The following is an 11,493-nucleotide window of genomic DNA, read 5'->3' on the forward strand; positions in this document are numbered from 1 at the left end:
GCGTCCTGTTTGCGAGTGATCCACGGCCCATGGCCTCTGTCCTGAATATCGTCCTGCCGGTCTTCGCGTTGATCCTTGCGGGATTTGCCTGCCGGCGCCTGGGCCTGCTCGGCGCCAGCGCCGCCTCCGAGATCAACCGCATGGTGGTCTGGCTGTGCTTGCCCGCTTTGTTGTTCGAGGCGATGGCGACCGTGGTCTGGAGCGATATCTGGCAGCCCGGCTTCATCCTCGCCTACGGTATCGCCACCCTGGGCATCTTTGCCGTGGTACTGCTGTGGCGCCTGCGCCGCAGTGGCAGCCTGGCCGATGCCAGCGTGCAGGGGCTGAGCGCGTCCTACGCCAATACCGGCTACATGGGCATTCCGCTGTGCCTGCTGGTGTTTGGCGAGGCCGGCATGGAGCCGGCGCTGATTGCCTGCCTGATCGTCATCTGCGTGCTGTTCGCCCTGGCGGTGGTGTGCATCGAGGTGGGCCTGCAGAACGAAAGGAGCCTGCTGGCGGCGGTGCGCAAGGTGTGTATCGCCCTGCTCAAGAATCCCATCGTCATGGCGCCGCTGCTCGGCGGCCTGTGGGCGGCGACGGCGCAGCCACTGCCGGCGCCCTTGCACCAGTTCCTCAAGCTGCTCGCTGCCGCCACCGGGCCCTGCGCGCTGATCGCCCTGGGGCTGTTTCTCGCTCACAAACAGGTTGGATCGAAGCGGCGCGGTACCGGGCTGGTGTTGATCAAGCTGATCGCCCATCCGCTGCTCACCTGGGGGCTGGCCGTGTATGTGTTTCGCCTGCCGCCGATGTGGGCCCATGCCGCGCTGCTGCTCAGCGCGCTGCCGACCGGCACCGGGCCGTTCATGCTCGCCGAGTTCTATCGCCGCGATGGCGCCGAGGTGTCGGGCAGCATTCTGTGGTCGACCCTGGGCTCGCTGGTGACGCTGTCGATCTGCCTCTACCTGATCGCGCCCTGAGCGTTGCGCCTGGAGTATTCACATGTCGCCATCCGATCCGCCCACCCTACGCCCCAGCACCCTGCACCTGCCGGCCGGCGACTGGAGCACGGTGCTCGACTGCCTGTGCGCGCACTTCCCGGCGATTTCACCGCAAATCTGGCTGGAGCGCATGGCCCGCGGCCGCGTGCTGGACGCCCAGGGCGAGCCGATCGGGGCTGATCATCCGTACCGGGTCGGTCTGCGCGTGCATTATTTCCGCGAAGTGCCCGGCGAGCTGCAGATCCCCTTTGAGGAGGCCATACTGCACCTCGACGAGCACATTCTGGTCGCCGACAAGCCGCATTTCCTGTCGGTGATGCCGGCGGGTGCCTATGTCGAACAAACCTTGCTGGCGCGGCTGGTCAGGCGCACCGGCAATGCCGACCTGGTGCCGTTGCATCGCATCGACCGCCATACCGCCGGGTTGGTGCTGTTTTCCACCAACCCGCAGAGCCGCGGGCGCTACCAGGCGATGTTTCGCGAGCGGGCCATCGACAAGCGCTACGAGGCCCTGGCAGCGCCCTTGCCGCAGCTGCAGTTTCCAGTGGTGCGCGAGACGCGCTTCGAGGCGGGTGAGCCGTTCTTTCGCATGCGCGAGGCGCCGGGTGTGCCCAATACCTGTACGCGCATCGAGGTCATCGAGAAACGCGCCGAGCACTGGTTGTACGGGCTGGAGCCGGTCACCGGCAAGAAGCACCAGCTACGGGTGCACATGGCGGCGCTGGGCGCGGCGATTGTCAATGACCCGTTCTATCCCGAGGTGAGCTGCGCCGAGGGTGAGCCCGATGACTACAGCAAAGCGCTGAAGCTGCTGGCACGCGGCCTGGCCTTCAGCGACCCGCTGACTGGCGAGCCCAGATCTTTCCAGAGCTGCCTCAGCCTTTGACGGCGGCCTGCCAGAGCACTTCGGCGATGCCCTGGCGCTTGGCGATCAAGCGCGCGGCGACGAACAGCAGGTCGGACAGCCGGTTGATATAGGCCAGCAGCTCGCCACGCAGCGGTTCGATGGCATGCAACTGGCCGCAGCGGCGCTCGGCGCTGCGGGCGCTGCTGCGGCACAGGTGGGCCTGGGCGATCAGCTTTGAGCCGCCGGGCAGGATGAAGTTGGTCAGTGGGCCGACTTCCTCGTTCCAGCGGTCGATGGCCACTTCCAGGCCCTCGATTTCAATGGCCTGCAGGGCGTGGTACTCCGGCATGGCCAGCTCGCCACCGAGGTCGAACAGGCGGTGCTGGCAGGGCGATAACACCTCGACCAGCTCCATGAGCCCCGGGCAGACCGCCTGTTGCTCGATCAGGTCGGCGAGCAGCAGGCCGAGCTGGCTATTGAGCGTATCCACCTCGCCAATGGCTTCGATGCGCGGGTGATCCTTGGCGACCCGGCGGCCGTCGGCCAGCCCGGTTTGCCCGGCATCGCCGGTGCGTGTGTAGATTTTCGAGAGTCGATAGCCCATGCAATCTCCGCTGATCAGCTGCCTACGCCCAGTGGCAGGCGCAGGGTGAAACAGGTGCCCTGGCCGGTGCGCGAGTGCACCTCCATCTGGCCCTTGTGGTTGTTGGTGACGATGAAGTACGACACGGAAAGCCCCAGGCCGGTGCCCTGGCCGACTTCCTTGGTGGTGAAGAACGGCTCGAAGATGCGCTTGCGCACCGTTTCCGGAATGCCCACGCCGTTGTCCTCGACCTGTATCTCGGCCCACGGCGGGGCCAGGCGGGTGCGCAGGATCAGCTTGCCGGGCACGCTGTCGTCGTCACGCAGGTGGATGGCCTGGGCGGCGTTCTTCAGCAGGTTGAGCAGCACCTGCTCCAGTTCGTTGGCGATGCCGGGGATCGGGCCCAGCTGCGGGTCGAATTCGCGCTGGATCAGCAGGCTCTTGAAGTCGAAGCTTTCGGTCAGGTCGAAGTCGTTGCTGGCGATTTCCACTGCCTGGTCGATCAGCGCCGGCAGTTGGCAGGGCGCCAGCTGGCGATTGCTCAGGCGGCTGAAACTGAGCATGTGGGTGACGATCTTCGAGGCCCGCGCGCCGGCCTGCTGGATGCCGTCGAGCAGGGCGGGGATTTCCCGGGCGGCCAGGTAGCGGTCGATGGCCGGCAGGCTGACGCCGGCCACGTCGGCCTGTTCCTGGTTGCGCGGCAGCTCCGGCGACAGGCGCCGGCGGATGTTCTGCACGTTGTGCAGGATGGCGCCCAGGGGGTTGTTGATCTCGTGCGCCATGCCGGCCGCCAGGCCGCCGACGGAAAGCATCTTCTCGGACTGCACCATGACTTCCTCGAGGTTCAGGCGCTGGGTGATGTCGTCGATGCGGATCACCACGCCGCGGCCGATGCTGCCGATCAGCGGGTAGAAGGTCAGGGCGTAGTGGTGGGGCTCGTCGTCGCGGATCCAGGTCACCCGTTCGATCTTCTCGACCCGGTGCTGCTCGGCAGTGCGCTTGAGCTTGGACAGGTACGGCTTGAGCAGCGGGAAGGCGAGGAACACCGGCTGGTTCACCGCCTCGTCGATGGAGGTACCGGACAGCGCACTGGCCTCCTGATTCCACTGCGCCACGTAGAGCTGCTCGTCCAGGGCGATCAGCGCCGAGGGCATGGAGTCGATGATGCTGTTGAGGTAGTTCTGGAAGCCGGTGAGCTTTTTCTCGATCTTGCTGCGCACCTGCACTTCGAGTTCCAGCTTGCGGTTCGACAGGCGGGTTTCCTCGGCCAGGCCACGGGCCTGGTTGTAGGCCTCCTCGGAGTCGTCGCGGGCGCGCTTGAGCTGTTGCTCGCGGGCTTCGATACGTTCGAGCATGGTGTTGAACGCCTCGGCCAGGCTGCCGATTTCATCGCGATTGCCGCGCCGCGCGCGCAGTGAGTAGTTTTCCTCGCGGGTGACCTGGCGGGTGAGTTCTTCGAGGCGTTTGATCGGGCTGGTGACCAGGCGGCGGATCTGCCGCGCCACCAGCAGCCAGAGCACCAGGCTGAAGCCCAGGATCACCAGGCTGGCGGTGACGGTACCGGTGTAGAAGGCGCCCGGCAGCTCACTGGAGGCGACCAGCAGCAGGTGGCCGGGCGGGGCCTCGCCCTGGGGCAACTCGACCAGCTGGTTGGCGCGGAATTCGCCGATACGCCAGTTGTCCAGCGCGTCCATCTGGGTGGGCAGCTCGAGTTTCTCGCCGCGCTGCAGCTGCGCCATGCTGTTGCCTTCGGCGTCATAGATCACCGCCGCACGCAGCGGGCCGTAGCCCTCCAGGCGCTTGAGCAGTGCCTGGGCGGCCTCGGGCGAGCTCAGGGCTTCGCGGCTCAGAACCGGGGTGGCGATCAGTCGGCCGAGGGTCTGCAGCGCCTGGGGGGCGACGCTCTCCTGGGAGATCCAGTAGGCCGCGCTGATGAAGGTCATGTTGGCGACCACCAGCACCGCGGTCAGCAGGACCAGCAGCGCCGCGAGCAGCTTTCGGCCAACGGGGAGATTCTTCAGGCGGTGGCGCAGGCGCATGGGTTTGATTCGTGCTGGCGAGTGAGGGCGCAGGTTAGCGCGTGACTCAATAGCGCGGCAATCCGTGGCGGTCCAGATGCCCGAGCAGCCGCTGATGCACGGCCTTCAGGTGCGGCAACTGCAGCGTTGCGCGCTCGGCAGCGGCGCAGGCGTAGCCGAGCAGGTAGCTGATCTCCGTGCGCCGGCCGCTGGCGACGTCCTGATGCATGGACGAGTAATTGGCCGCCGTGGCCTCGATCACTTGCCACACGTCGTGCCGCAGGTCCCGGGCGGCTTCGGCCTGGCCGTTGCCGTGCAACAGCTGGACGAGTTCGGCACACAGCGCGTCGACCTCGTCACGATGGTGCAGCAGCTCGCCATTGCGACAGCCATGCAGCACGGTCAGCGGGTTGATGGCACAGTTGAGCGCCAGTTTGCGCCACAGCCGCGCCAGGATGTCCGGGCTCCAGGTGTGGGGGATGTGGCTGCGTTGCAGGTCGCTCAACCAGGCAGGCGGCGCTTCGCCAGCGGGGTCACCAAGCCAGGTGTGGCCCTGACCGGCGAACACCACGCGCCAGTCGCCATCGCGAAATGCGCCCTCGGTGCTGGAGGCCGGCAGGCAGCGGCGGCCGGGTAGCTGCCGCGCGACCTCTTCCTGGCTGCCGAGGCCGTTCTGCAGCAGGATCACGTCGGCCCCGGGTGCCAGGCGATGGGCGACGGCGGCAATCGCTTCGGCGGCGTCATAGGCCTTGCAGGCCAGCAGCAGGCGCGCGATGGGCGCCGGGTCGCTCGGATCATTGGCCGCGACGGCGTACAGCTGGCTGTGGCCATGCTCGACCAGGGTCAGGCCGCCCGCCTGGCGGTAGGCGGCCAGGCGCTGCGGGCTGCGAAGAATCAGTTGCACCGGCACGCCGGCGCGAAACAGGCGGGTAGCCCAGAGGCTGCCCAGGCTGCCAACGCCCAGTACGTGCCAGCTCATGGCCGCGGCAGGCGCACCGCGGTCACCCGACCGCTGGCGTGGGCTTCGGGTAGCAGGCGGGCAGCCAGGTCGAGCAGTTGCTGCTGCTCCATCGGCATGGCCTTGCTGTCCAGGCCGACCACGGCGATGCCGGCCTTGAGGCTGATAAAGCCTTCGCTGGTCTTGAAAGCCTTGAGGTTGAGCCCTTCGTGCAGGCGCTTGAAGCTGCTTGGCGAGCATTCCTGCAGGTCTTCGAGCAGGGTGATCAGCGCGAAGTGGCGATCGTCCAGGCTGACCAGCACATCCAGCGGGCGCACCAGCTGTTGCAGGCGCCGGGCCACGCTGCGCAGCAGTTCGTTGTAGAACGTCTTGCCATGGCGCGCGCCCAGTTCGTCGGCGCCCTGCAGGCCGATCAGCAGGTAGCACAGCGCGCCGCCGCGCGATTCCACCTGGCGCAGGCTGTCCGCCATCTTCTGCTTCAGGTAGCGGGTGTTGCCCAGGCCGGTCAGCGGATCGACCAGGTTACGCTCTTCCAGGCTGGCGATGTTCTGCACCAGCAGCGCGTTTTCCTGGAGCAGGCGCTGCAGGGTGCTGCACAGGCGTTCGGCGGCGAACACCCGGGGCAGCAACTGCTCGTTCATGGCCGACTTGCTGATGAAATCATCGACGCCACGGTCGAAGGCTTCGTTGAGGACGTTCTCGCCTTCCTTGCCGGTCAGCAGGATGATGTAGGTGTAGTGTTCGGCCGCCTCATCGAGCTGGCGCACCCGTCCGGTCAGCTCCAGGCCGTCCATTTCGGGCATCAGCCAGTCGGCCAGCAGCACGCTGGCGGGGCGCTGCTCGAGGTTGCTGATGGCTTCGGCAGCACTGCTGGCGAAGCGAATATCCTGATATCCAGCCTGGCTCAATGCGCGTCCGATCATGGCGCTGGAGAACTTGGCATCGTCCACCACCAGGATGCTGAGATAGGGGTTGGGCATTTATGGCACTCGCTGGCAAGAAAACGGGTCGAGGGAAGGGAGTAACCAATACAACGCCGAACGGTCTGTATCAGAGCGGATATAATGATCGCGCCAATTTTATCGTCAAGCCATCCGCGCGATTTGCGCAGAACTTATTCACGAACTCGCGAACTGGCACCCAGCACGATGCGACGCGTATCGCTGCACAGGTGGCTGCCGGCAGGCGACTCGCGAAGCCGTGCTGCCCGGTCGCGCTTTCTATCTGGAGGAATCGCATGCCCTCGTTCGACGTGGTGTCGGAGCTGGACAAACACGAACTCACCAACGCCCTGGATAACGCCGGCAAGGAACTGGAGCGGCGCTTCGACCTGCGTGGCAAGTGCAGTTTCGAGGCCAAGGACAAGGCTGTCACGCTGACGGCCGAGGCCGACTTCATGCTCGAGCAGATGCTCGACATCATTCGCGGTTGCCTGATCAAGCGCAAGATCGACAGCCAGTGCATGGAGACCAAGGACCCCTACGCGTCCGGCAAGGTGGTCAAGCAGGAAGTCGAGTTCCGCGAAGGCATCGACAAGGAACTGGCCAAGAAGATCGTCGCCCACATCAAGGACGCCAAGCTCAAGGTGCAGGCTGCCATCCAGGGTGAGCAGGTGCGCGTCACCGGCAAGAAGCGCGACGACCTGCAGGAGTGCATCGCCTCGCTGCGCGGCAAGGATTTCGGCATGCCCCTGCAGTACAACAACTTCCGCGATTGAGTCGTTGCGGTTGAACCCAGGCGCGGCCAGCGCGTCGCACCTTTGACAGCCTCATCGACGCCATGGCAGTCGCTCTGCCATGGCGTCGTCGTTTTTCCCGTGATGACGGACAGGAGTTTCCCATGGATTTGAATGCTGAAATCGATCAGCTGATGCGTGAGTCCCAGACCTGGATCCCGCTGATCATGCAGTACGGCAGCCGCGTGCTGCTGGCGCTGATCACCCTGCTGGTCGGTTGGTGGTTCATCAACAAACTCACCAACCAGGTCAGCAATCTGCTGGCGGCCCGCAAGGCAGACCCGGCGCTACAGGGCTTCATCGGCAGTTTGGCCAACATCATTCTCAAGGTGTTGCTGGTGGTCAGCGTCGCCTCGATGATCGGCGTGGAGACCACCTCGTTCATCGCTGCCATCGGTGCCGCCGGCCTGGCCATCGGCCTGGCCCTGCAGGGCAGCCTGGCGAATTTCGCGGGCGGGGTGCTGATCCTGCTGTTTCGCCCCTTCCGCATCGGTGACTGGATCGAAGCTCAGGGCGTGATGGGCACCGTGGACAGCATCCAGATCTTCCACACCGTGCTGCGTACCGGTGACAACAAGACCGTGGTGGTGCCCAACGGTAACCTCTCCAACGGCATCATCACCAACTACAACCGCCAGCCGACGCGCAAGGTGGTGTTCGACGTGGGGGTGGATTACGAGGCCGACCTGCAGGGCGCCCGCGAGGTGCTGCTGGAGCTCGCCGATGATCCGCGGGTGCTCAAGGAGCCGGCGCCGGTCGTGGTGGTCAGCGCCCTGGGCGACAGCGCCATCACCGTTTCCCTGCGGCTGTGGGTGGAAACCGCGAACTACTGGGACGTGATGTTCATGCTCAACGAGCAGGCCCGTGACCGCCTGAAAGCCCGTGGCATCGGTATTCCGTTCCCGCAGCGGGTGGTGCACGTGATGCAGAACGCCGCCGTCGGCGAGTGACCCAGCGGCAGAGGCCGGCCGCGATGGCCGGTCTTCAGGCTGTGCTCAGGCGCGGCCCTGCTGGCGCCACTGCACCAGGATCAGCAGCAGCGTGGGCACGCCCATCAGCGCGGTGATCAGGAAGAAATCCGCGTAGCCGAACTTCTCCACCAGTACCCCCGAATATCCACCGATCAGCCGTGGCAGCAGCAGCATGATGGAGCTGAGCAGGGCGTACTGGGTGGCCGAGAACTTCAGGTTGGTCAGGCTCGACAGGTAGGCCACGAAGGCCGCCGTCGCCAGGCCGGAGCTGAAGTTGTCTGCCGAGATGGTGAAGATCAGCATCTGCAGGTTGGTGCCCATGCCTGACAGCAGCATGAACAGCAGGTTGGTGGCCGCCGACGCCGAGCCACCGATGAACAGGATCGGCAGAATACCGAAGCGCACGATCAGCAGGCCGCCGGCACCGGCGCCGACCAGGGTCATGATCAGCCCGAACAGCTTGCTGACACTGGCGATCTGGTCCTTGGTGAAACCCTGGTCGATGTAGAAGACGTTGGCCATCACCCCCATCACCGTGTCGGACATGCGGTAGGTGGCGATCAGGCCCAGCAGCAGGAAGGCCTGCCAGCGGTAGCGCAGAATGAAGTCGTTGACCGGCGTGAGCACCGGCGCCAGGCCGCGGCGACCTATCGACGACAGGCACAGGGTGGTGAGGATGGTGTAGAGGATGGCGCGCAGGAAGGCGCGGTCTTCGAGCAGCAGGTCCAGCAGGGTGGCTTCGCCGGTCAGCAGGCTGGGGAAGTCGGTATTGTAGAGCTGGGTGAACATCGCCGGCACCGACACCAGCAGCACGATCAGTACCAGCACCGAGAGGATCTGGTGGCTGAAGCCATACTTGGCGGCGGCCAGCTGAGTCTTCAGGGCAACCTCGGGCTCCTTCATCCACAGGCTGGTCAGCAGGCCCGGCAGCATCAGCAGGGCGAACAGCAGATAGGTGCCGGCCCAGGCGGCATGCTGGTAGAGCAGGGTGGTCGAGCCCAGGCCTTCGGCGACGTACAGCGCGCCGGCGGTGGCCAGCAGCGCGGCGACCCGATAACCCGCCATGTAGCTGGCGGCCAGGGCGGCCTGGCGGGTGTCGTCGACGATCTCCAGGCGGTAGGCATCGACGGCGATATCCTGGGTGGCCGAAGCGAAGGCCACCAGCACGGCCAGGGCGATCAGCCAGGTCAGGTGGGTATGCGGGTCGCACAGCGCCATGCCGGCCAGGCCGATGGCGATCAGAATCTGCGACAGCACCAGCCAGGAACGCCGCCTGCCGAGTTTGCCAAGCAGCGGCAGGCGCCACTGGTCGAGCAGCGGCGACCACACCCATTTGAAGGCGTAGGCCAGGCCGATAAGGCTGGCGAAGCCGATGGTTTCCCGCGCCACGCCGGCTTCGCGCAGCCACACCGACAGGGTCGAGAACACCAACATGTAAGGCAGGCCGGCGGCGAATCCCAGCACCAGAAGAACCAGTGTCGAGGGACTGGAATAGGCAGCGATCGCGTCGCGCCAGCTTTTACGATGCATTGAAGGGAGTCGGCCTGGGGGGAAGAAGCATGAACAAGTGGCGCACTCTAGGGGCTAGGGTCGGGTCAGTGCAAGCCGGTTGCGCCTGGCGCGTCGAGTCTCATGCCTCGTGCTCCAGGGGCCGCCAGCCGTGGCGGCGGATATCCACCCGACCATTGTGGGATAGCACCCCTTCGACGCGCAATCGGGCGCGTTGTTCAACCCCGCCTGGCGAGTCGGCCGCCAGGCTCAACCGGCCGCCGGCGGCGACCACGCGATGCCAGGGCAGGGCGGTGCCGTCCGGCAGCTGGCTCAGGGTGCGTCCGACCCAACGCGCGGCGCGCCCCAGGCCCGCCAGCGCGGCCAGCTCGCCATAGGTGACCACCTTGCCGGGCGGCACCTGGGCCAGCGCCAGGTACAGCGCGTCGCGGCGCGCCTGCTGGTCACCGTCGGCCAGCGGGGTGCTGTAATCGGGCTGTCGTGTCGGCATGGCAAGCTCCTCGCTCCGCTCGGTTGGCAGGCCGTTGAAAAACTGCCTAGGTTGCTGGCGCGTCGTTAAAAACAGCCTTGCGTGCGAGCCCAGGCCTCGCCGACGTTTTGCAACGGCCTGCTAGGGCTTCGATGAACTAGAAGCATTTCCGTCGGTCATTTCTTGCTCAAATATCGGGTATGAGGATAATGCCCGATTTACCGCGAACCTGAGCGACAGCATCCGCCTATGTTTACTCGTACCTTGTTGTGCCTGGGCCTCGGCGTGGCAGCCACACCGCTGATGGCCGATACCGTCTGGATGAAGAACGGCGACCGCCTGACTGGAACCATCAAGGTTCTCGACGGTGGCAAGCTGCTGCTGGAAACCGACTACGGTGGTTCCATTCCGCTGGATTGGAAAAAGATCGCCACCCTCGACAGCGATCGGGAGCTGCTGGTCAAGGAGAACGAGATTACCGGTGAGCGCGCCAAGTCCCTGCAGGCCGCAGAAGCCGGCAAGGTGACGCTGGCCAATGGTGATGCGCCGAAGACCGTCGAGCTGGCGAGCATCAAGCAGATCATGAAGCCCAGGCCCCTGGTCGAGGACTTCATGTGGAAAGGCAACGTCGACGTGGCCATGGATTACAAGCGCGCCGAAAGCGACACCGACGACTACGATGTCGACGTCAAGACCCAGGCCCGCCATGGCAAGTGGCGCCACAATGCGACGCTCGACTACAACCGCGAGCTGCGCAATGACGTGGTCAGCACCGACAACTGGGGTACCGAGTATGCCCTGGACCGTTTCCTCGACGAACAGTGGTTCTGGCAGGGGCGCCTGGAGTACAAACGCGACAAGATCGAAGACCTCGAGCGTGAGCGGACGATCGGTACCGGTCCGGGTTACCAGTTCTGGGACAACGAGCTGGGGGCGTTTTCCGTTGCCGGCCTGCTCAACCGTTCCGATTACCAGTACGCCAACGGCGAGAAGGACAACTTCTACGCCATCAGCATGCGTTGGGACTACAACCGCTACCTGGTCGGCAAGACCTTCGAGTTGTTCAGCACCGGTGAGGTGGGCAAGCCGCTGGCCAATGCCGCCGACTACGCGCTGGATGCCGAAGTGGGCCTGCGCTACAAGGTCACCGACTGGGCTTCGTTGAACATGAAGGCTTCCAAGGACCAGGTCAGTGGTTCGGAAGGCGACAAGGACGAAACCCGCTACACCATCGGTTTTGGGGTGGGTTGGTAAGCTGGCTGGCTAAGACGCTGAAAAGAGCCCCGCCTGCGTGCGGGGTTTTTTATGGCCGCACGGTTTCGGGAGAGTGTGGGTTTACACCGGACTGGCAAGTTTGTGTGCGTATCGCCACTGGCTTAGTACTATCCATTGCCGCGTCCACTGAACCTTTGTGTTGCGCCCC

General features: G+C 65.1%; 11 protein-coding genes. 5 read left to right on the forward strand and 6 right to left on the reverse strand.

Annotated elements, in window-relative coordinates; genetic code table 11:
* The first annotated feature begins 29 nt into the window (after window positions 1–29).
* Both QYS36_RS16075 and QYS36_RS16080 read left to right on the forward strand, forming a co-directional pair.
* Window positions 30–959 carry an AEC family transporter gene (locus QYS36_RS16075; RefSeq protein ID WP_308840418.1) on the forward strand — a complete coding sequence of 310 codons (930 nt, stop codon included), beginning with the start codon at window positions 30–32 and terminating at the stop codon, window positions 957–959.
* Window positions 960–981: 22 nt separating this feature from the next.
* On the forward strand, window positions 982–1,866 hold the full coding sequence (locus QYS36_RS16080) for a pseudouridine synthase (protein ID WP_308840419.1): 885 nt from the start codon (window positions 982–984) through the stop codon (window positions 1,864–1,866).
* Here QYS36_RS16080 and QYS36_RS16085 read toward each other — a convergent pair.
* From QYS36_RS16085 to QYS36_RS16100, 4 genes are read right to left on the reverse strand one after another with little or no spacing between them, the layout of a single operon-like run.
* A complete protein-coding gene (locus QYS36_RS16085) occupies window positions 1,856–2,431 on the reverse strand; it encodes a cob(I)yrinic acid a,c-diamide adenosyltransferase (RefSeq protein ID WP_308840420.1) in 576 nt (191 codons plus the stop codon). The two genes, QYS36_RS16080 and QYS36_RS16085, sit on opposite strands and share 11 nt — an antisense overlap.
* Before the next feature lie 14 nt (window positions 2,432–2,445).
* Window positions 2,446–4,449 carry an ATP-binding protein gene (locus tag QYS36_RS16090; RefSeq protein WP_308840421.1) on the reverse strand — a complete coding sequence of 668 codons (2,004 nt, stop codon included), beginning with the start codon at window positions 4,447–4,449 and terminating at the stop codon, window positions 2,446–2,448.
* 46 nt (window positions 4,450–4,495) lie between these two features.
* Window positions 4,496–5,407 (reverse strand): putative 2-dehydropantoate 2-reductase, encoded by a 912-nt coding sequence (locus tag QYS36_RS16095; RefSeq protein WP_308840422.1) that lies wholly within the window; start codon window positions 5,405–5,407, stop codon window positions 4,496–4,498.
* Window positions 5,404–6,366, reverse strand: a complete 963-nt coding sequence (locus QYS36_RS16100; protein WP_308840423.1) for a response regulator — start codon at window positions 6,364–6,366, stop codon at window positions 5,404–5,406. The genes QYS36_RS16095 and QYS36_RS16100 overlap by 4 nt, the downstream gene beginning before the upstream one ends.
* A 257-nt stretch (window positions 6,367–6,623) precedes the next feature.
* Here QYS36_RS16100 and QYS36_RS16105 point away from each other — a divergent pair, with 257 nt between their 5' ends.
* Both QYS36_RS16105 and QYS36_RS16110 read left to right on the forward strand, forming a co-directional pair.
* The gene (locus QYS36_RS16105) at window positions 6,624–7,103 is read left to right on the forward strand and encodes a YajQ family cyclic di-GMP-binding protein (RefSeq protein WP_308840424.1); all 480 of its coding nucleotides are present in this window, start codon (window positions 6,624–6,626) and stop codon (window positions 7,101–7,103) included.
* Between the two features lie 122 nt (window positions 7,104–7,225).
* A complete protein-coding gene (locus tag QYS36_RS16110) occupies window positions 7,226–8,071 on the forward strand; it encodes a mechanosensitive ion channel family protein (RefSeq protein ID WP_308840425.1) in 846 nt (281 codons plus the stop codon).
* Between the two features lie 45 nt (window positions 8,072–8,116).
* On the opposite strand, the gene QYS36_RS16115 is transcribed toward QYS36_RS16110, so the two are convergent.
* Both QYS36_RS16115 and QYS36_RS16120 read right to left on the reverse strand, forming a co-directional pair.
* Window positions 8,117–9,622: an AmpG family muropeptide MFS transporter gene (locus tag QYS36_RS16115; protein ID WP_308840426.1), complete on the reverse strand. Its 1,506-nt coding sequence runs from the start codon at window positions 9,620–9,622 to the stop codon at window positions 8,117–8,119.
* A gap of 100 nt (window positions 9,623–9,722) precedes the next feature.
* A complete protein-coding gene (locus QYS36_RS16120; RefSeq protein ID WP_308840427.1) occupies window positions 9,723–10,091 on the reverse strand; it encodes an MGMT family protein in 369 nt (122 codons plus the stop codon).
* 228 nt (window positions 10,092–10,319) lie between these two features.
* On the opposite strand from QYS36_RS16120, the gene QYS36_RS16125 reads away from it, so the two are divergent.
* The gene (locus QYS36_RS16125; RefSeq protein WP_308840428.1) at window positions 10,320–11,324 is read left to right on the forward strand and encodes a DUF481 domain-containing protein; all 1,005 of its coding nucleotides are present in this window, start codon (window positions 10,320–10,322) and stop codon (window positions 11,322–11,324) included.
* The last annotated feature ends 169 nt before the right edge of the window (window positions 11,325–11,493 follow it).

The organism is Pseudomonas sp. G34 (genome assembly GCF_031119625.1).
Lineage (GTDB): Bacteria > Pseudomonadota > Gammaproteobacteria > Pseudomonadales > Pseudomonadaceae > Aquipseudomonas.